This window comes from Paraburkholderia sp. XV (assembly GCF_020177535.1).
GTDB classification, from domain to species: Bacteria; Pseudomonadota; Gammaproteobacteria; order Burkholderiales; family Burkholderiaceae; genus Paraburkholderia; species Paraburkholderia caribensis.
The window spans coordinates 18,337-37,258 of record NZ_JAGUUD010000022.1 but is presented as its reverse complement, the minus strand read 5'-3'; the positions used below and the strand labels follow the sequence as shown (position 1 = coordinate 37,258).

The 18,922-nt window shown below is 63.5% G+C and carries 18 protein-coding genes; 5 read left to right on the top strand and 13 right to left on the bottom strand.

Annotation, left to right across the window (positions count from 1 at the left end; genetic code table 11):
* The first annotated feature begins 203 nt into the window (after window positions 1-203).
* Entirely contained in the window at window positions 204-503 is a 300-nt protein-coding gene (locus tag KFO72_RS14020) for a DUF4148 domain-containing protein (protein ID WP_060604382.1), read from the top strand.
* Window positions 504-533: 30 nt separating this feature from the next.
* On the opposite strand, the gene KFO72_RS14015 is transcribed toward KFO72_RS14020, so the two are convergent.
* From KFO72_RS14015 to KFO72_RS14000, 4 genes are all read right to left on the bottom strand, one after another.
* Window positions 534-1,268, bottom strand: coding sequence for a hypothetical protein (locus tag KFO72_RS14015; RefSeq protein ID WP_225032383.1), 735 nt, complete (start codon window positions 1,266-1,268; stop codon window positions 534-536).
* Window positions 1,269-1,290: 22 nt separating this feature from the next.
* Window positions 1,291-3,801 carry a TonB-dependent siderophore receptor gene (locus tag KFO72_RS14010; protein WP_225032382.1) on the bottom strand — a complete coding sequence of 837 codons (2,511 nt, stop codon included), beginning with the start codon at window positions 3,799-3,801 and terminating at the stop codon, window positions 1,291-1,293.
* 92 nt (window positions 3,802-3,893) lie between these two features.
* Entirely contained in the window at window positions 3,894-4,877 is a 984-nt protein-coding gene (locus tag KFO72_RS14005) for a FecR domain-containing protein (protein ID WP_225032381.1), read from the bottom strand.
* Window positions 4,878-4,881: 4 nt separating this feature from the next.
* Window positions 4,882-5,394 carry a sigma-70 family RNA polymerase sigma factor gene (locus KFO72_RS14000; protein WP_225032380.1) on the bottom strand — a complete coding sequence of 171 codons (513 nt, stop codon included), beginning with the start codon at window positions 5,392-5,394 and terminating at the stop codon, window positions 4,882-4,884.
* Between the two features lie 398 nt (window positions 5,395-5,792).
* Between KFO72_RS14000 and KFO72_RS13995 the strand changes: the two genes are divergently transcribed.
* Window positions 5,793-9,140 (top strand): DNA-binding protein, encoded by a 3,348-nt coding sequence (locus KFO72_RS13995; RefSeq protein WP_225032379.1) that lies wholly within the window; start codon window positions 5,793-5,795, stop codon window positions 9,138-9,140.
* A 90-nt stretch (window positions 9,141-9,230) separates the two neighbouring features.
* Here the strand turns inward: KFO72_RS13995 and KFO72_RS13990 are convergent, their stop codons facing one another.
* The gene (locus tag KFO72_RS13990; protein ID WP_054933131.1) at window positions 9,231-9,656 is read right to left on the bottom strand and encodes a VOC family protein; all 426 of its coding nucleotides are present in this window, start codon (window positions 9,654-9,656) and stop codon (window positions 9,231-9,233) included.
* Between the two features lie 102 nt (window positions 9,657-9,758).
* Here KFO72_RS13990 and KFO72_RS13985 point away from each other — a divergent pair, with 102 nt between their 5' ends.
* Window positions 9,759-10,634 carry a LysR family transcriptional regulator gene (locus KFO72_RS13985; protein ID WP_054933082.1) on the top strand — a complete coding sequence of 292 codons (876 nt, stop codon included), beginning with the start codon at window positions 9,759-9,761 and terminating at the stop codon, window positions 10,632-10,634.
* A 181-nt stretch (window positions 10,635-10,815) separates the two neighbouring features.
* On the opposite strand, the gene KFO72_RS13980 is transcribed toward KFO72_RS13985, so the two are convergent.
* From KFO72_RS13980 to KFO72_RS13970, 3 genes are all read right to left on the bottom strand, one after another.
* Entirely contained in the window at window positions 10,816-12,135 is a 1,320-nt protein-coding gene (locus KFO72_RS13980) for a cation:proton antiporter (protein ID WP_225032378.1), read from the bottom strand.
* A 315-nt stretch (window positions 12,136-12,450) separates the two neighbouring features.
* Window positions 12,451-12,942 (bottom strand): SRPBCC family protein, encoded by a 492-nt coding sequence (locus KFO72_RS13975; RefSeq protein ID WP_062916038.1) that lies wholly within the window; start codon window positions 12,940-12,942, stop codon window positions 12,451-12,453.
* On the bottom strand, window positions 12,914-13,282 hold the full coding sequence (locus KFO72_RS13970; protein ID WP_054933080.1) for an ArsR/SmtB family transcription factor: 369 nt from the start codon (window positions 13,280-13,282) through the stop codon (window positions 12,914-12,916). Before KFO72_RS13970 ends, KFO72_RS13975 begins: the two co-directional genes overlap by 29 nt.
* Window positions 13,283-13,655: 373 nt before the next feature.
* Here KFO72_RS13970 and KFO72_RS13965 point away from each other — a divergent pair, with 373 nt between their 5' ends.
* Window positions 13,656-14,111 carry a hypothetical protein gene (locus KFO72_RS13965; protein ID WP_060604367.1) on the top strand — a complete coding sequence of 152 codons (456 nt, stop codon included), beginning with the start codon at window positions 13,656-13,658 and terminating at the stop codon, window positions 14,109-14,111.
* A gap of 182 nt (window positions 14,112-14,293) precedes the next feature.
* Complete coding sequence (locus tag KFO72_RS13960) at window positions 14,294-15,052, top strand: YoaK family protein (protein WP_054933079.1); 759 nt, start codon at window positions 14,294-14,296, stop codon at window positions 15,050-15,052.
* A 60-nt stretch (window positions 15,053-15,112) separates the two neighbouring features.
* Here KFO72_RS13960 and KFO72_RS13955 read toward each other — a convergent pair whose 3' ends face one another.
* The 5 genes from KFO72_RS13955 to KFO72_RS13935 all read right to left on the bottom strand — a co-directional run bounded on the left by KFO72_RS13955 (window position 15,113) and on the right by KFO72_RS13935 (window position 18,852).
* The gene (locus KFO72_RS13955) at window positions 15,113-15,823 is read right to left on the bottom strand and encodes a dienelactone hydrolase family protein (RefSeq protein WP_054933075.1); all 711 of its coding nucleotides are present in this window, start codon (window positions 15,821-15,823) and stop codon (window positions 15,113-15,115) included.
* A gap of 143 nt (window positions 15,824-15,966) precedes the next feature.
* Window positions 15,967-16,191, bottom strand: coding sequence for a hypothetical protein (locus KFO72_RS13950; RefSeq protein ID WP_060604364.1), 225 nt, complete (start codon window positions 16,189-16,191; stop codon window positions 15,967-15,969).
* Window positions 16,192-16,477: 286 nt separating this feature from the next.
* Window positions 16,478-16,915 carry a carboxymuconolactone decarboxylase family protein gene (locus KFO72_RS13945; protein WP_107202832.1) on the bottom strand — a complete coding sequence of 146 codons (438 nt, stop codon included), beginning with the start codon at window positions 16,913-16,915 and terminating at the stop codon, window positions 16,478-16,480.
* A gap of 204 nt (window positions 16,916-17,119) precedes the next feature.
* On the bottom strand, window positions 17,120-17,965 hold the full coding sequence (locus KFO72_RS13940) for a carbohydrate ABC transporter permease (protein ID WP_035999640.1): 846 nt from the start codon (window positions 17,963-17,965) through the stop codon (window positions 17,120-17,122).
* Window positions 17,962-18,852, bottom strand: coding sequence for a carbohydrate ABC transporter permease (locus tag KFO72_RS13935; protein ID WP_035999643.1), 891 nt, complete (start codon window positions 18,850-18,852; stop codon window positions 17,962-17,964). The genes KFO72_RS13940 and KFO72_RS13935 overlap by 4 nt, the downstream gene beginning before the upstream one ends.
* Between the last annotated feature and the right edge of the window lie 70 nt (window positions 18,853-18,922).

The following is an 18,922-nucleotide window of genomic DNA, read 5'->3' as shown; positions in this document are numbered from 1 at the left end:
CAACCCGGTGGCCTTCCTTGCAGATAACAAATTGGTAATCGAGCGGCCAGACTATGGTCATTCGCGCTCGCCAATAATCTAATCGTCGCAAACCTGATGCCCAACGGTTGAAATCGCCGCGAGCGAATAAGGAACCGTTAAGTCTTTTGGGCCTAATCTGAACGGGCATCTTTTGAACCCGCTCATCAAGGAAGGAGAGTTCGATGAAAACCTCAATCACCATCGCGATGCTGACCGGCGTGCTGTTAATGCCCGCAATCTCGTATGCGAAGATCGATTCGAATGCAGCTACAACCCGCGCCGAAGTGAAGGCGCAAATTGTGCAAGCCGGGGAAGACGGCACGCTGCATCAATCGAAGGTGCACTATCCCGACTACGACGCGAACGCGTCCACCGCTGCGCCCCAATCAGCAAGCGACTACGGAACGATACCGTTGAATTTTTCGCAGTCGGGATCGCCGGCGAAAGGCATGAGCGATAGCAAGCTGTTCGAACACCACTGATAGAACAGCGAGCAGCCGGGCGGTGCATGTCTAACGTTTGATGGCCCAGTCTATTGCGGCATCGAACAATTGCTGGCCCGACTGCGAGAGGTTCGCGAAGCTGTCGTTGCTCATGAAGAACATCACGCGCCGGGCGGGCGCGAGCGTTTCGTAGTCCATTGTCGCCCCCGTTTCGTAGGCAAAAATTGCAGCCTTCTCGGGCTGACCATAAACGCTCGCGATAATGGATGCGCCGAGGCCCGGCCTGCCCCAACTCATCGCCGCCTGCTTTCCATACACATTGACGACGCCTGCCGGCAAACCCGCAGCAATCGGATGTGGCGCATTCACCAGCCACAAGTAACGCTCTTTTTCTGTCTCGCCGAAATCGACATCATGGCGCTTGCCGCTCATCGCGAGATCGTCGAGCAGATCGTTTTCCCAGGTGACGAGCGGCACGGGTAGCGTGCGCCATCCCGGCGATACATCCTTCGACGACACCGTCGACGAGATGACGATCAGACTCGCGTCGCGCGCGAGTTCGGGGCGGAAATCCTGATCGACGAGTTGAACGGCATAGCCGCGTGCGTCGAGACGCGCGGCGATGCGCTGATCAGTTGCGAGGTTGGGGCCGTGCAGTTGCACGACCATCACGATACTTTTCTGCGTGCCCTGGTCATTGGCGCGAGCGACCGACGGTAACAGTGCGGCAGCCGCGAAACCGAGCAGCGAAGAAAGCGCGTGACGTCGCGTGTGATCGATCGTGGCCGTTCGATTGCGTTTCATTGCGAGTTCCTCGTGGCCGGGTTCAGAATTCGAGCGTCGACAGAAGCGACACCTGCCGCGCATCGCCGACCGCCACGAAATAGCGATTCGCGCTGGACGGGTAATACGTCTTGTTGAAGAGGTTCTTCACATTCAACTGGAACGACACATTGTGTCCGTTCCATTTCGTGTTGTAGTTCGCGAACGCATCGGCGACGGTATAGGCGGGCAGAGTGAAGCTGTTGGCGGAATCGCCGGGCCGCTCGCCGACATAGTGCGCGCCCGCGCCGACGCGCAACTGATCGCCGCCGAAGATCGCGCCGAAATCGTAGACGGCAGCGAGCGACGCCGTATGCTGCGCGACATTCCATAGCCGGTTGCCCGCATATAGCGGGTCTTGCGTGGTCTTCGCGTCGATGTACGCGTAGCTCGCAATGACGCTCCAGCGTTGGCCGATCTGCCCGGCGACATCGAGCTCGACGCCGCGCGAGCGTGCCTTGCCTGAGGTTCGCCAGTCGGTTTGTTTGGTCGTGTCGTTGTACTGCGACACCAGCACGTTCGACTTGTCGATGTTGAATAACGCGAGCGTGCCCGTCAGGCCGGCGGGCATCGCCACTTTCGCCCCGACTTCCCACGAGGTCGCTTCTTCAGGCAGCACCGATGAGTCGATCACCACGCCCGTACTGAGCGGTGCGATCGTCGACGTCGGCTTGAGCGACTGCGTGTAGCTGCCGTACAGCGAGACGTAATCGGTCCACTTGTAGACGAGCCCCGCGCGCGGCAGCCATTTGGTGCCGTTCAGATCGGTGTTCACATGGAACGGTCGGCCGCGTCCCGCGACCTGGTTGTACGACAGAAAGCGTGCGCCGCCGACGAGTATCCATTTGTCGGTCAGATGCAGACTGTCCTGAAAGAACACGGACGCGTCGTGCAACGTATCGGTCTGGTCGCTGTCGCTGGCGGATACGGTGGTCGACGGGCTTTCGAGGCCATAGACGGGGTGCAGATAGTTGAACGTGTACTTCGTCGCCTGCCGCAACAGGTCCTTGCGATAGATGCGACGGTATTCGTCGTCGACACCCACCTGCAGGTCGTTGCGCAAACCCGCCACCGTGAAATGTCCATCGATATAGGCGATCGCGTAGCTGTCGGTGCTGAGCGCACCGTGCGTCGCGTCGTTGCTGCGCGAGAGCACGCCCGTCGTGCTGTTGACACCTTGCACGCGCAACTGGCCGGCGTCGTACGTTTCGCGGTTGTAGCTGTAGCCGAAATGCGCCTTCCAGTTTGCATCGATCTGATGATCGACGGTCAGTTGCGCGAGATGCGACTCGCCGTCCATTTCATTGAACGGCTCGTCGAGCCGCTCGCGCGCGGGGATGGCCAGCGGCTCGTTGGTCTTTGGATCGAGAGCGGTTCCGCGATCGAACGGATAGAGGAACTTGCGATACTCGTACGACAGTACCACCTGTGTATCGCGTCCGTACCAGGCCAGCGAAGGCGCGACGAGCGTCTCGCGATGTTCGCCAAAGTTGCGCCAGTATTGTTCGTCGATCTGATCGACGACGAGCCGGTATGCAAGGCCCGAATCACCGATTGGCCCGGTCAGATCGAGCGTGCCGTCCGCGCCGTTGCGGCCGTGGCCGTAGGTCGAACCGAGCGCCGAGACGGCGTGATAAGGCGTGAGCAACGGCTGCTTGCTCACCACGTTGACGACGCCGCCCGGGTCCATGATGCCGTAGAGCAGCGATGACGGTCCCTTGAGCACTTCGACGCTGTCGGCTGCGGCGTTGAGACCTCGGCCCTGCACGAGCGGCATGCCGTTGTGCATGATCGAGCCGTCGCGGTTGCCGCCGAAGCCGCGTTTGAGCAGCGTGTCCTGCGTGCCCGCCAGCGTGTTGCCCTGGACGATGCCGCTGACGTTGGCGAGTGCGTCGTCGAGATTGCGCGGGCGCTGATCGCGCAGCACTTGTTGGGGCACGATATTGATGGCCTGCGGCGTATCGATGACAGGAATGTCGGAGCGCGTGACATTCGCCTCGGGAGGCGGCCGGTAACTGCCGGCGCGAATGCCTGTCGCCGCGACCTTGACGGTGGGCAACACGGCGCTGTCGTCGAGCTCGACATTGCTTGCATCTTCGACCAGCGTGTAGCTGCCGTTGGTCTGCTGGACGGACGACAGCCCTGTGCCGCGCAGCAGACGCGCAAGCCCCTGCTGGGTATCGTAGTCGCCATGCAGGCCCGCACTATGGCGGTTCGCGGTGAGCGTGCTCGGATACGACAGCATGATTCGCGCTTGCTGGCCATACTGGCTGAGCGCGTTTTCGAGCGGCCCGGCGGCGATGTCGAAAGACTTGCGCGGCGCGGCCTGGGCCGTCTGCGTTGCATCGGCGGCGGAAGTAGCGGAAGTGGCGGCGGCAACGGCGGCTACGGCGTGAGACGCAATGCCCGCGAAGATCGTTGCCGTCGCGATACCGATGATGTGCCGCCCGTGATACCCGCGACCACGTGACTTAAATTCGGCGGTATTGGCGCAGGCTCTTGCAGAAAGTCCCATGTTTTACGAAGCTCGACGAGGTAGATGATCTGGTGTTCTCATCTGCCTTGTCCCGCGAGAATCGAAAACAGCTCAATAGCGACGAAAATTGTTTAGCGCGCTGGCTTCACCGTCACCCAATAGCGCGTGACGTACTCCACCTCGACAGGCAGCGTGGTCGCAAGCGTCTTGAGCACGCGGTCCGTGTCCGATAGCGGAAAGGTGCCCGACAGACGGAAATCCGCGATCGAAGGATCGCAGCGCAGGTAGCCGTCCCGGTAGCGCCCGAGTTCCGACAGGAAGTCGCCCAGACGCATGTTGCTCGCCACCAGCATGCCTTGTGTCCATGCGGCCGTATCGGCGCTCGCCGCTTCGATCGGCATGATTTGCGTGGCGCTGAAGCGCATGCGCTCGCCTGCATGCACGACCTTCGACGCGCCCGGCGCGCGCCCCGGTTCGACTTTGACCGCGCCTTCGAAGACATCGAGCCGCGTCATCGACGGCTCCTGTCTGAGCGAGAAGCGCGTGCCGAGCGGTATCGAGACACCTTGTGCCGTCTGCGCGACAAACGGACGAGGCGCGGGACCGTCGTCATGTCCCGTGACGACCATGATTTCGCCGCGCAGCAGAACGATGCGGCGCTCCGTGTCCGAGAAGCGGACGTCGACGGCGCTCGCGGTATCGAGCATGAGCCGCGTGCCGTCAGCGAGCGTCACATTGCGCTGCTCGCCCGTGCCCGTGCGCAGATCCGCGCTCCAGCCGCGCCACGCAATCTGATCGCGGGCAAGCCAGGCTGTCCCGCCCGCAAAGAAGAGCAGCACGAGCGTCTTGACGCCGGCGCGCCGTGCGGGCGAACGCGGACGCGTCAACGCGGCGCGCGCGGCACTTGCAGCCGGGCTTTCATTGAGTGTCTGAAGACGTTGGCTCACCGACTGGATGTGCCGCCAGGCGCGATCGTGATCGGCGTGTTCGGCACGCCAGCATTCGAACGCGCGTCGTTGCGAGTCGGTGATGTCGCCGGACTGCAGATCGAGCCACCATTCGACCGCGCGGCGCGCGACATCGGGAGCGATGCCAGGAGGCGTGCCGATACTCACGCATTCACTCCAGTGTCATCGCGAAGAAGCATTGCGCGGCCGCTTTCAGCAGATAGCGCTTCACCGTCGCGAGGGAAATCCGCAGCGTGGCGGCAATTTCCGTCTGCGTCGCGCCGTCCAGTTGCGCCATCAGGAATGCGCGTTTGACGGCTACGGGCAGCCCGTCGAGCAACGCGTCGATCTCGCACAATGTTTCGAGCAGCACGGCACGTTCTTCAGGCGACGGCGCGAGCGGCTCCGGCACCCGTGCGAGCGCATCGAGATAGGCACGCTCGATCTGCTCACGTCGCCAGTGATTCGCGAGGACGCGTTGCGCGACCGTCGTGAGGAAGGCGCGCGGTTCAAGCAGTTCAAGCGGCTCGTCGCGCGCGAGCAGGCGCATGAAGGTGTCGTGCGCAAGGTCGGCCGCCCGATGCGCGCATCCCAGCTTGCGCCGCAACCACGTATGAAGCCAGCCATGATGGGCGACGTAGAGGTCTTCGACCTCGAGACGCAACGAGAGATTGTCTGCCGGCATGCGCGGTCTTCCGGACGAGCCCGGTAAGCAAAAATGAAACTACTAAATGAGAACTATTCGTATTGTCGCACAGGGGAAAGCGATCTTGCACGCGATCAAATTTCCCGCGCGCGCTTCGCCTGCCGGCGGGGATGGCGCGCGGACATACGCCCCGCGGCTGCGTCGAACGCCCGTTGCGCGCTGCCGTACGGGTTCTGACGACTGTCGCAGCAAGGCCATCGCCCGTCCCGCCGATGCCTGCTGTCAAAATCACGGCTCGGCGGGCCGGGCGTCTGCATCGTCCGTCAAATGCTTGCTGGATGAGCATTGGCACGTTTCTTCCGTCGCGGAGGCCGCCGATCGTAGTAACGTATCGAAAATTTTGTCTTTCGCCTGGCAAGTTGATTCTCGAGGCGCATATGTCCACCGACACCGACACCACCATGACTGATGAGCAGGTCGCAGCCATTGCAGACCGCATGACCGAAGAAGGCCGTCTGGTTTCCCCCGTCACGATCTGGGCGGAGGTTCGCAGCGGTTCGATCGTCGCCGTCGCCGCCGCGCTGCAACGCTGGCGCGAGACGCGCGAGCCGCAGCCGCCGGCACCGGAAACGCAGGCGCAAAAGGCGTTGCCGGGCGAACTGGCGGAAACCGTGATGGAAGCCGCGCGCCGCATCTGGACCGCTTCGCAGGACGACGCCGGACGGCTGCTCAGCGAAGGCCTGGGCGCGGCGAGCCAGCAGCTCGATGTCGTGCGCAGGGAGCGTGACGAGGCGCTTGCCGCGTATCAGCAGACGGGCGAAGAAGCCGCGACGGGGCGCGAGCGGCTGGACAGGCTGCGCCACGACCTCCAGGCGTTGCAGGAGTCTGCCGCGCAGGTTCGCGCAGACTTCGAAACAGTGAGCGCGCGCGCACAAGCCGCCGAGGCGAACGTCCAGAACCTGACCGAGCGCGCATCGGCGGATGAAGCGAAGCTCACGGCGATCCAGAACGCACTGGAGGATCAGCACCGGGCAAACGAATGGCTCGCCGCGACGGTTTCGGGCAAGAACGAAGAGATCGCGCGGCTTGGGCGGGAGCGCGACGATGCGCGCCGGCAGATCGCGACCCTGGACGAGGCTTGCCAGGCGAAGTCGGAAGAGGCCGAGCGCGTGTCTCAGGAAGCGGCTGCGGCAGTGGCGCGCGCCGACGCAGCGGCGGCGCAGGCGAACGAGAGCACGGCGCGGCTCGCATCGGTCGAGGCGGAGTTGAGCGAGACCCGCAACGCGCTTGCGGCGGAACGCGACGCCGCGCTGGAACATGCCGCCGACCTTGCCGAGCAGCGTGCCCAACTGGAGCGCGTCGCACGCGAACTGGACGAATCCCGAGCGCAGATCGGCGCGCTGACCGACGCGCACGCGCTGGCGGCAGCCGAACTGGCGCGCGCGACGCAGGACGCCTCTGCCGCGACCGAACGTGCCGACGCGGCGGAGCAGCGCGCAGCGCAACTGGACCAGAGCCTGACAGTCGAACGCGAGGCCACGGCGGCGCAGCGCGAAGAGTTGCAGCGCGTCTCCCGCGAACTGGAAGAAACACGCACGCGCGCCGATATGCTGAGCGACGCGCAGACGGCTGCGAACGCCGAACTGGCGCGGGTTTCGCAAGAAGGCTTCGCCGCGAAAGAACGTGCCGACGCAGCGGAGCAGCGCGCGTCGCAACTCGAGCAGAGCCTGACGGTCGAGCGCGAGACGACGGCGGCGCAGAGCGACGAGCTTCAGCGTGCCAGGGCCGAACTGGAAGAAGCCCGCACGCAGATCAACGCGCTGAACGAGGCGCACGCGGCCGCGAGCGCCGAACTGGCGCGGGTCACGGAAGAGGCATCGTCCGCAAGGCAACGCGCGGAGTCGGCAGGACAGCGAGCGGCGGAACTGGAGCAGAGCCTGGCGGCGGAGCGCGAGGCCACGGCGGCGCAAAGCGACGAACGGCAGCGTGTCGCGCGCGAACTGGACGAAGCGCGCTCACGGATCGACGCGTTGTCACAAGACTCGGCCGCCGCGAAGCAAAGGGCCGAAACCGCCGAGCAGCGCGCAACCGAACTGGAGCAGAACCTCGCGAGCGAGCGGGAAGCATCGGCGGCGCGCAGCAACGAATTGCAGCGCGTCACGCAGGAACTCGAAGCAGCGCAAACCCAGATCGCTACGCTGACCGAGTCGCAAACGGCGGCGAACGCTGAACTGGCGAGCGCCAGGCAGGAAGCCGAGGCTACGAAACAGCGGGCCGAAGCCGCCGAACAGCGCGCCGTCCAGCTAGACGAAAGTCTCGCCGTCGCGCGCGAAGCAGCCGTGGCGCGTAACAGCGAAGCATCCGCTCAGTTCGACGAATTGCAACGCGTCACGCGCGAACTCGAAGAGGCCCGCAGTCAGATCAGCGCGCTGACCGAGTCGCAAACGGCCGCCGCCGCTGAACTGGCGCAGATGACGCAAGACGCATCGGCCGAGAGGCGCCGTGCAGATGCAGCCGCGCAGCTGTCAGCCCAGCTCGGACGAGACCTCGCTGCGGAGCGCGAGACAGCGGCGGCTCGAAGCGCCGAAGCGTCGGCTCAAGCGGATGAGCTGCAACGCGTCACGCGCGAGCTCGACGAAGCGCGCAAGCAGATCGACGCGTTGACCGAGTCGCAAACGGAAGCAGCCGCCAAGCTGGCGCAGGTGACGCAAGACGCATCCGAGGCGGCGAACCGCGCGGAAGCGGCCGAACAAAGGCTCGCAGCAGAACGCGACGAGGCGCGCAAACACGCGGCCGCGTTGACGGATGCGCAGTCCGTTGCAAACGCCGAGCTGTCGCGGCTCACGCAAGAAGCATCCGCTGCAAAAGAAGCGGCGGACGCAGCCGGGCATCGTGCCGCGCAACTGGAACAAAGTCTCGCAGCGGAACGGGAAGCCGCCGCCGCGCGCAACAGCGAAGCGTCGTCGCAACTCGACGAAGCCCGCAAACAGATCAGCACGCTGACCGACGCGCAAGCGTCGGCCAACGCGGAACTGGCGCGGCTCGCACAGGACGCATCGGCGGCGAAGGAACGGGCGGATGCAGCCGAGCGGCAGGCAGCGGAATCGGCGCAGCGTCTTTTGTCCGAGCGCGAGGCGGCCGCAGCGAGAAACGACAACGCGTCGACGCAGCGCGACGAGCTGCAGCGCGTCACGCGCGAACTGGACGAAGCCCGCGCGCAGATCAGCGCGATGAGCGAATCGCAGACAGCGGCCAGCGCCGAACTGGCGCGCGCGACGCAAGACGCGTTCGACGCGAAGGAGCGCGCGGATGCAGCGGAACAGCGCGCAGCCGAACTGGCGCAACGTCAGGCCGAGCGCCCGCGCGAGCCGGCGTCGATGAAAGGCGCGCAAGGCGCACAAGGCGGCGACGTGTCGGGCGGAACGGATGTCGCGGAAGAACTCGCGTCCTTGCAACGCCAGATCGCGGCGCAGGCCAAGGCTCACGCGAAGGCCTACAACGAGCTTCGCGCGAACGCCGAGCAATGGGTGACCTACGCGAAGGACATCAAGCAGCGGCTCGACCAGGCGAACGAAAAAATCCTCTTCATCGACGCGCGCAGCACCGGTGAAGTTGCGTTGTTGCGCAGGCTCTCGTTCGAGCTGGAGCGTCTCAAGCCCGACCACGAACTGGTGTTCAGGGAAGCGCAGAAGAAGCTGATCGGCGCGACGATGACCCAGCAACTCGCGCAGAAAGGCTATCAGTACGATCCCGCCACGGCGGTGATGTCGAAGCTGGAGGGCTGACACGCACGACGCGCGTTCAGCATGGTGCTGCGCGAGAACTTGCCGTGAAGCGGCGCGCCTCAGGCGTCGCATTTCGCTTCACGGCGTGCGTCACTTCGCAAACAACTGACCGATATCCTTGAACGCCTTGAACTCCAGGGCGTTGCCGCACGGATCGAACAGGAACATAGTCGCCTGCTCGCCGACTTGCCCCTGAAAGCGGATATATGGCTCGATCACGAACTTCGTGCCGAACGACTTCAACCGTTCCGCAAGCGCTTCCCATTGATCCCATCCGAGCACGACGCCGAAGTGCGGCACGGGCACATCGTGACCATCGACGGGATTGCTGTGCACGCTCTCTTGCGACGCCGTCCTGGGATGCTCGTGAATCACCAGTTGATGGCCGAAGAAATTGAAGTCGACCCATTGCGCGCTGGAGCGGCCCTCTTCGAGACCGAACACGCGTCCGTAAAAGTCGCGCGCGGCGGGAAGGTCGTAGACGGGAATGGCCAGATGAAAAGGGGAAAGGCTCACGGTTTTCTCCATGTGGGGCGCTCGCAGACCGCACATGGTACGCGGCGGAATTGAAAAATATAATCAATATATAATTTCGTCAAACACAAACAGAATTTATCAATGCTCCGTGAGCTGAAAACACTGATTGCCGTTGCCCAGGAAGGCACCTTCGCCGCTGCCGGCCACCGGATCGGTCTGACCCAGGCGGCCGTCAGCGCGCAGATGCAACGGCTGGAAGCGGAAATGGGCGTTGCATTGTTCGACCGCGAAGGGCGAACGGCGCGTTTGAACGCGACCGGTCAGCAGATACTCGTGCAGGCGCAGGAAGTGGTCCGGCTTTACAACAACCTCAGTTCGACGGCAGCAGGCCCGGCGGCCACCGTGCGCGTGACGGTCGGTGCGATTGCGTCGGTGCAGCGCTCGTTGCTGCCCGATGCATTGGCGCGGTTTCACGCGCAATGCCCGGGATGCACGACGCGTGTGATTCCCGGCGTGTCGATGGAACTCGTCAATCTGGTCGATGCCGGTGAGATCGATATCGCCGCGATCATTCGCCCGCCGTTTTCGTTCCAGAGCGATCTGCGCTGGACGACGCTCGCGCAAGAGCCGTTCCGACTCATCGTGCCGCGCGGCGTGAAGGGAGCGAACTGGGCGGAACTGCTGGCGGACCAGCCGTTCATTCGCTACGACCGCGCGTCGTTCGGCGGGCGGCAAGTGGACCGTTTCCTGCGCCGCATGCACTTCACCGTGCGCGAAGTGTGCGAGCTCGACGAACTGGAAGCCATTGTCAGGCTGGTGGAAAACGGCGTCGGCGTGGCGATCGTGCCGCAGACGGCGACATATCGGCGCTGGCCCGCGCAAGTGCGCGCGGTCGATCTCGGGCATCACACGTTTCATCGCGATGTCGGCCTCGTGCATCGCGCCCCGCACCATTTGAGCGAGCCGGTGAAGGCGTTGCTGCAACTGATCGAAGCGCAGGCGCGCAAGAAGCCCTGAACGGACGATCGTTGAAACACGCTTTCTGGATCACGACGCAGGCGGCAGATTCGCCTGCAGATAGATCGACATCGGCGTTTGCAACGGAAGACCTGAAGTGTGCCCCGGTTGTAGTGACCCAGTACTGCTTCCACCGCGCGCACTGCTTCGACAAATGGACTGTGATCGAGCACTTCCTCCGCTACGGATGATCAAGGACCGACTGCTTGCCCTGCCGCGCCGGCCGAACCACGCCGAGCCATCGTCCGAGACGCCCAAGCGTCAGCCCGTTGCACAGCAGATTGAGCACCACGAAGCCCGTCGCCATGGTCGCGGCGAAGTGGCGCGTTTCGGGCGACAGCGCGGATTCGCGCGCCACGCACAACGCCAGCGTGAGCGTCACGGGGCCACGCACGCCGCCCCAGGCGATCAGAAGTTGATGCGCGCGGGGCAATGGCTTGCAGATGCCGATACGGCTCAGCAGCGGCACGCATATCGTCAGGATGCCGAACCGGCTCGCGACGGCGGCGGCCAGTGCGAGACACAATATTGCGACATCATGGAGGCGCAGCTTGTCTAGCAGATCGGGCGCGCGGGCGGAAGCGAGCAGAAAAACGGCGGCGGAGGCGAGGCCGGCCTGGTGTTCCCACAGGTGGCGAAAACGTATCAGGCTCGCCTTGGGGCGGCACGCTCTCATCAGCCAGTTGGCCGCGAGGCCCGCGCACACGACGGCGGCGACGCCGGAGACATGAAGCCAGAGTTCGGCAGCGGGATAGAGCAGGGTCGGCAATGCGAGCGACAGCGCATACTCGGAAAACGGCGGACTGCGCAGGATCTGCGAAATCCACGCGAACAACGATCCGGCGCACGCGCCGAGCGCACATCCGCCGAGCAGCGAAGCAAGGAAGCCGAGCAGCGGATGACCGACGGCATGTGCCGTCGACGGCGCGAGAACGAGCACGCCTGTCACCGTGGTGGTGATCGCGATGGCGGCTGCATCGTTCAACAGGCTTTCGCCCTCGACGAGTTTGATCAGCCGCGCTGGCGCGCGGTTGATGCGAAACAGCGCGATCACGGTCGAAGGATCGGTCGTGCTGACGATCGCGCCGAGCAACAGACAAACGATCAGATTTTCTCCGCTGGTCAGCCAGGCGGCAAGTCCGACGGCAGCCGCCGTGGCCGCGACGGCGCCGATCGCGAGCGTGAGGACGGGCGCCAGGTCGCGCAGTAGTTGCCGCGTGTCGACCTTGAGCGCTGCCTCGAACAGAATGGGCGGAAGAAAAAGCCAGAGATACGCTTCAGGCGGGAATGACGGCGTCAGGAACGGCTCGACAGTCGATGCCGTGAAGTCTGGAAAGAAGTGCTGCAACGCCAGATAGCACAGGCCGAGAAACAGCCCTGCGCCCGTCAGTCCAAACGAATCGGAAAACTGCAGCCGGTGCGCCAGTCCATGACAAAGCGCCGTGATGAGCAGGAGGCCACCCGCGCGTATGGTGAGTTCGATTGCGATTTGCAAAGGCATGCTCCATCGGTGCGCGGCCTCGCAGGCGTAGTGCCTTAGCTATGGGGCTCGACCCGCCCAATGTCGCGGCCTGGCGGGATATGTGGGCCGCTCAGGTTTTCGGTGACAGAGGGATCCAGCTTCGTCCCGCCGTCCGCCGTGCCGTGCAGGTATGGAAAGTCAGTGTAGTGTCGCGGCTTGCGCTAGCGCAGTGATGTATGTCAAAAGACGCGTCGGCACCTTTGCGCATCGTCAATTTCTTGTCCGCCGCCATCCGGCGCGAGCCGCATCGCGCCGACCTCTTTCAGCGCGCGAAGGCCGTCCGCGCGCCGCCGCTCACGTGCGGACGAGCGTGAGCGCGAATTCGTCGAGTTGCGTGATGCACGTGTTCCAGCCGTCGAAGAAGCCGAGTTGCTCGTGCCGGTCGCGCGTCGCCACGTCGGGATGCATGACGCGCGCGATGTAGCGGCTGCCTTCGGCTTCTTCGGACATCGCGATGTCGGCGGTGAAGCCGAGCCACGGCGTGTTGGGGCGCCAGCCCGCCGTGAGCATCGACGTGAACACTAGGCGCGCGTGCGGGACGACTTCGAGAAAGCAGCCTGGATTGTCGCTCGTGCCGCCATCGGGACCTTGCATGAAGGTGTGGAAGGCGCCGCCCGGACGGAGATCGAACGCGCGCACTTCGGTGGTCCAGGGTTTCGGGCACCACCATTCTTTCAGCAAGTCCGGCTCGGTCCACGCGCGCCACAACGCAGCCACGGGCGCGCGCAGGACGCGCGTGATGACGAGATCGCTCGGCTCAGCGCTTTCGACGGGTTGTGTTGACATCGGCTTGCTCCTCTTGATGAAGCTGTTCGACGAATTCGACCATCCGGTCGGATCGCGCTTCCCACACGGCGCGCTGCGCGGCCAGCCATGTTTCGACTTCCGTCAGCTTCGCGGGCATCAGTTCGCAGGTGCGCGCGCGCCCGACCTTGTGCGTGCGGATCAGGCCGCTGTGCTCCAGCACGGCGACGTGTTTCATGAACGACGGCAGCGCCATGTCGAACGGCTGCGCCAGCGCCGAGACGGTCTGCGCACCGCGCCCGAGCATGCTGACGATCGCGCAACGGGTCGGATCGGCCAGCGCCTGGAACACTTCGCTGATTGCGGCATGATAGTTAGCCATAAGGCTAAGTATAGTGCAGAAATGGCGACGCTGCGAAGGGGCACGAGGCGACGGCGCGCGCCTTAGCTATCAGCATGGTTCATCGTTCAATCGCGAGGATTCGCGCAACGGAGGCATTCGCGCTTCGGCGGTAGCGCAATCGATGGAAAGATTCAAGCGCACGTCGTCACGGCACAACGCCGAGACAGCGAAAAAGTGTGTCCCGCTGAGCGCAACGATTGCTCTGAAACCTGCTCCCGCCTTATGTGACGGGCCAGACGGCATTCGCCGGGCGGAAATTGTTACACCTCTTACTGGAAGGAATGACCGGTGTTACGAACGCCTTTCACACCTTGGTTATACTCGCCCCGTCTCAAAAACTATTGATCAAACTATGTCGAAGCGAATCATTCAGATGGTGGCCATTGCAGCCCTGACGGCTGCGGCGTCGTTGCCGGCGATGGCCGGCGATATGAACAATGCGCTTGGCGGCGCGCTCGGCGGCGTCGCCGGTGCGGCATTGGGCGGCGCGGTGGGCGGCAGCACGGGCGCCGTGATCGGCGGCGCGGTGGGTGGCGGCGCGGGTGGTGCAGTCACGTCGAACCGCCGTGAGCGCACGGGCGCGATCATCGGCGGCGCGCTCGGCGGCGGTGCGGGCACCGCGGCGGGCAACGCGATGGGCGGGCGCGGCGGCGGTCTGGTCGGCGCGGCGCTGGGCGGCGGCGCGGGCTCGGCGCTCGGCGGCAACATCTCGCGTTCCAACTCGTACGCAGACGACTATTCGCGCGGCTCGTACGGTTCGCACAGTTCGTACAAGCGCAAGCACAAGCATCGTCACTACGACGACTGATTGGCGAGCTTACGGCCTGACGAGTTCACTGGACGGTGAACTCGCGGGCCGGACGGGCACGACGGCGCGGGGGCGAAGCGCCATGCGACAAATCATCGCAGGGCATTGTTGCCGATCAAAAACGAGATAAGCGCCGTTTGAAGGTAGGATTGTCGAAATTCCCTTCTTTTGCAGGCGTCATCGTGCCCGTTGATTATCTGCGCGGCTTTACCTCGGCCGCTCGCACTGACGCCGCCAACCGGCGGCTCGGCCTCGCGCTCGCGGGGATTGCCGGCGCGGCCAACGCGGGCGGCTTTCTGGCGATTGGCCAATACACGTCGCACATGTCCGGCATGGTGTCGTCGCTGGCCGACAGTCTTGCGCTCGGCAACCTTGCGTTCGTGCTGTCGGCGGCGAGTTCGATTTTCGCGTTTCTTGCCGGCGCGGCGAGTTCGGCCATTCTGATCAACTGGGGCCGGCGCAAAGGAACGCAGAGCGTCTACGCGATGCCGCTCGTGCTCGAAGGGCTTCTGTTGCTGTGCTTCGGCGTGCTGGGCGCGAACCTGGAGCAGCATCGTCCGCTGTTCGTGCCGGCCACCGTCACGCTGCTTTGCTACGTGATGGGCCTGCAGAACGCCATGATCACCAAGATATCGAAAGCAGAAATCCGCACGACGCACGTCACGGGGCTCGTGACGGATATCGGCATCGAAATAGGCAAGGGCTTGTACTGGAACCGGGGCGTGCCGTCGACGGAAGCGGCTTACGTCGGTGCCGACATGCGGCGGCTCGGTCTGCTCGCGTCGCTGCTCGGCATGTTTCTCGCGGGCGGGCTTGCTGGCGCGATCGCTTTCAAACAGGTCGGGTTCATCGCGACGCTGCCGCTTGCGGCGTTGTTGCTGGTGCTGGCGGCCGTGCCCGTCGCCGATGATCTGTTGAGGTATCCGCGGCGGGCGCGCTGAACTGCGCTCGCCGGACGGACCCGAACACGCTTCTCACACGCGCATCTCGCGCCGCGACTTTTACTTCTCCCAGAGCTTGCGGCCAAGGAAGGTCAGCGTCCGATCCCACGCCATTTCCGACCACACCGGGTCGAACTGCGTGCTGGCGATGCGGCTGAAGCCGACGGCGGTTTCGTTGGCGAACCCATGATGGGCGAGGTAGCGATGAAACTCGACATCCACGTTCGCGTCGCGCAACTTCGACTCCAGCGTATCGACTGTCGCGATCGGGAAGAACGCGTCCTGCGTCGCGTAATGTCCGAGCACGGGCACCTTGATTTTCGACGCGTCGATATAGTCGAGCGGAGGGAAGCCGTAGAACACGACACCCGCCGACAACTCCGGGCTTTGACCCAGCGTCAGCAGGGTCAGCGCGCCGCCCATGCAATAGCCCATCACCGCGACACGGCCCGAGCGCTGCTTGAGATATTGCGCCGCGCCGCGAACGTCCTGCGATGCGGCATCGCCGAAATCGAGGCTGTCCATCAGGTGGTGCGCTTCTTCCTCTTCGACCGTCGATTTGCCGCGATACAGATCGGGCACGAGCGCGAAGTAGCCGGCCGCCGCAAGGCGATCCGCGACGCCGCGAATCTGGTCGTTCAAGCCCCACCATTCCTGAATGACGACCACGGCGGGCGCGCCATCCGTTTTTTCGGGCGTGGCCAGATAACCTTGCAGTTGTTTACCGTCTGGGCGGCTGAAAGTGATCGTGGAGCCTGTGGTCTTTTTCATGAGCGTGTTCCTGATGAGTGGACCCACTAGCATAGCGCCAATGCGGGCCGAATGCAGGCCCGCGGACTGGCCGGAAATGAAAACATCCTGCAAGCTTCGAGTGCTTGCAGGATGTCGCACATTACTCGCCGGTTCCGGATGCTTTAGTCACCGGGAAGCCAGTAGCAATCCGAAGGATTCCAGCTGGGATCGCAAATCCAGTAGCCGAATGCGAGCTTCTGATCGGCGATCGAAGCGGTCTTCGGGCCGTCCGACTTCATGGCGAACGGCTGCGCTTCCAGCGCGACGGGCGCCGCCGACGCGGTTTGCGTGAAACACGACAACATCGATGAAGCGAGCAACGCAAGTAATGCAGATTTCACTTTCATGTCAAATGCTCCGTTGTGATCTGATGAACACGATGCACCGCTGTTTGAGGTGTCACCGTACGGACGACTTTATTGACAGGAGTGAGCGTCGCTAATCGGATTGCTTTCCCGCACGCGTCAGGATTCTCCGATTTTTGTGCGGATGCGGCTTTAGGTCAAAGATTGTCCGCCCCGATGTTGACGCGGTGCGATTACGGCGGATGCCTTGCGAAGCCTGCACATGAAAAAGCGGGCGCCGATGCCCGCTTTCTGCAACGCCGCGCGAACCGCCCGAATGCCGCGTTCGTTACGCCGGCATCTTGCGGAACGAAATCGCAAAGCGGTTCCACGCATTGATCGCCGAAACCAGCAGCGTCAGGTCGACCAGTTCGGCCTCGCTGAAATGCGGCTTCACGGCTTCCCACACTGCGTCGGGCACATGGTCCTCGGAGATCAGCGTCAGGGCTTCCGTCCACTCCAGCGCAGCGCGTTCGCGTGCCGTGAAGAACGGCGTTTCGCGCCACACGACGACCGTCGCCAGACGCCGATCCGTTTCGCCGCCCTTGCGCGCGTCGGCGGTGTGCATGTCGACGCAAAACGCGCAACCGTTGATCTGCGATGCGCGCAGACGCACCAGTTCCGTCAGCGATTTTTCGAGGTCGCTCTTGCCGATGCGTTCTTCGAGCGCGAGCATTGCCTTGATTGCGTGCGGATTGGCTTTGTAGAAGTCGAGACGTTGTTCCATGATCGTTTCCTCAGTGAGAGTGCGCATTGGCCTGCGCGACACAGGGAGATTAGGCGCGAAACTGGCTGTGCGAAATGTCCAATTCAGAGAAATTTTAGGTAACCACTTCGGCGCGATCGCGGAACCACTGAAGGCAGACGGAAAGAATGCAGACCAAGGACCGCCGCCGCGCGACGGCCCTTGCGTGACAGAAAAAAGCAGATGTTATTTGACCGCGCCGAGCGCGAGGCCCTTCACGAGGTAACGCTGCAGCCAGGCGAACACGATCGAGACGGGCAACGTCGCGCACAGCGTGGCGGCCATCACCAGATGCCATTCGACGACGTACTTGCCCGCCACCATATCCGTGACCTGCACGGTGAGCGTCTTGTTTTCCGGCGAGCGGATCAGCGTATAGACGACGGCGAATTCATTCCACGCGTTGATGAACGTGAAAATCGCCGTCACGACGATGGCGGGCACGGCGAGCGGCAGGAACACCTTGAACACGGCGCGCGTGCGGCTGCATCCTTCGAGCCACGCGGATTCTTCGAGATCGCGCGGCACGGTCTGGAAGTACGACGACAGCATCCATACGGCAAACGCAATGTTGAATGCCGCATATGAGACGATCACGCCGATTTTCGAATCGACGAGATTGCCGTCGCCATACGGAATCATCGCGGCGAGACGGAACAGGCCGACCACGAGCAGAATCGGCGAGAGCATCTGCGTGACGAGCAGAAACTGGCGGTACAGTCCGCGTCCGCGAAACGGAAAGCGCGCCAGCGCATACGCGGCGGGCAGGCTGACGGCGAGCGCGAGCGCTGTCGAAAGCAGGCTGATGACGGTGCTGTTGCGCAACGCGACGCCGAAGTTCGCGGCCGTCCACATGTCGACGAAGTTCTGCCATTGCCAGTGCATCGGCAGCCAGCGCGCCGGATAGACGAACACTTCGTTGGCGGGCTTGAGCGCAGTGAAGAACATCACGGCGAACGGAAACAGCACGACCACGATCAGCGGCGACAGCGCGAGCCAGCACCACACGGTGCGTTTCATCTTCGCGTTCATGCGGGCTCTCCTTCTTTCGACGGCTGAATGCGCAGATACAGCACCGAGAACACGAACAGCATGATGAGCATGACCAGCGACACAGCCGCTGCCTGTCCGGGACGCCCGAGCCTGAAGCCGAGTTCGTACAGATAGGTGACGAGAATATGCGTGCCGTTGTCGGGGCCGCCTTGCGTCATCACCCAGATGATCGGAAACGAGTTGAACACGTAGATCACGTTGAGCAGGATCGCCATGTTCACGAACGGGCGCAGCAGCGGCAATGTCAACTGGCGGAACTGCTGCCATGCGCTCGCGCCGTCGATGCGCGCGGCTTCGTAGATGTCGCCCGGCACGGATGACAGACCGCCGAGCAGAATCGTCACCGTGAATGGAATCGACACGAGAATACCGACTGCGATCTCGACGGGAAACGCAAGCTCGGGCGTCGCCAGCCAATGAATCGGACCGCCGATCAACCCCAGCCGCTGCAGCGTCACGTTGACCATCCCGTAGTCGTCGTTGAAGGCCCAACGCCAGACGACAGCCGTCATCGTCAGCGACACGGACCACGGCAGCATGATGATCGTGCGTGCGATGCCGCGCCCGTGAAAGTCCTGATTCAGCACGAGCGCGACGGGCACCGAGATGATCACCGTGCCGCCCACCACGAACGCGGTCCAGACTATGGTCCGGCGCAGCGAATCGAGAAACACGGGGTCGGCGAATACCGTGAAGAAGTTCTTCAATCCGGTGAAATCGCGAATCGCGCCAAAGCGCGAAACATCGTGCACCGACTGATACACGATGTTGAAGATCGGGTAACTGATGATGAACAGCGCGAGGATCAGACTCGGCGCGATCAGCCACCAGGGCGCGGCGGCGCGTGGGGCAATGGAACGGCTCATGCGTGCTCGATCGACGGATGCTTGGGCGTTGGAACTCATGAAGCCCTCGGGACGGAATGGGCCGGATGCA

Bases quoted from the DNA above. Each gene is read 5' to 3' on its own strand.
- KFO72_RS14020 (WP_060604382.1), top strand. From the start codon at position 204: ATGAAAACCTCAATCACCATCGCGATGCTGACCGGCGTGCTGTTAATG.
- KFO72_RS14015 (WP_225032383.1), bottom strand. From the start codon at position 1,268: ATGAAACGCAATCGAACGGCCACGATCGATCACACGCGACGTCACGCG.
- KFO72_RS14010 (WP_225032382.1), bottom strand. From the start codon at position 3,801: ATGGGACTTTCTGCAAGAGCCTGCGCCAATACCGCCGAATTTAAGTCA.
- KFO72_RS14000 (WP_225032380.1), bottom strand. From the start codon at position 5,394: ATGCCGGCAGACAATCTCTCGTTGCGTCTCGAGGTCGAAGACCTCTAC.
- KFO72_RS13995 (WP_225032379.1), top strand. From the start codon at position 5,793: ATGTCCACCGACACCGACACCACCATGACTGATGAGCAGGTCGCAGCC.
- KFO72_RS13985 (WP_054933082.1), top strand. From the start codon at position 9,759: ATGCTCCGTGAGCTGAAAACACTGATTGCCGTTGCCCAGGAAGGCACC.
- KFO72_RS13980 (WP_225032378.1), bottom strand. From the start codon at position 12,135: ATGCCTTTGCAAATCGCAATCGAACTCACCATACGCGCGGGTGGCCTC.
- KFO72_RS13975 (WP_062916038.1), bottom strand. From the start codon at position 12,942: ATGTCAACACAACCCGTCGAAAGCGCTGAGCCGAGCGATCTCGTCATC.
- KFO72_RS13970 (WP_054933080.1), bottom strand. From the start codon at position 13,282: ATGGCTAACTATCATGCCGCAATCAGCGAAGTGTTCCAGGCGCTGGCC.
- KFO72_RS13965 (WP_060604367.1), top strand. From the start codon at position 13,656: ATGTCGAAGCGAATCATTCAGATGGTGGCCATTGCAGCCCTGACGGCT.
- KFO72_RS13955 (WP_054933075.1), bottom strand. From the start codon at position 15,823: ATGAAAAAGACCACAGGCTCCACGATCACTTTCAGCCGCCCAGACGGT.
- KFO72_RS13950 (WP_060604364.1), bottom strand. From the start codon at position 16,191: ATGAAAGTGAAATCTGCATTACTTGCGTTGCTCGCTTCATCGATGTTG.
- KFO72_RS13945 (WP_107202832.1), bottom strand. From the start codon at position 16,915: ATGGAACAACGTCTCGACTTCTACAAAGCCAATCCGCACGCAATCAAG.
- KFO72_RS13940 (WP_035999640.1), bottom strand. From the start codon at position 17,965: ATGAACGCGAAGATGAAACGCACCGTGTGGTGCTGGCTCGCGCTGTCG.
- KFO72_RS13935 (WP_035999643.1), bottom strand. From the start codon at position 18,852: ATGAGCCGTTCCATTGCCCCACGCGCCGCCGCGCCCTGGTGGCTGATC.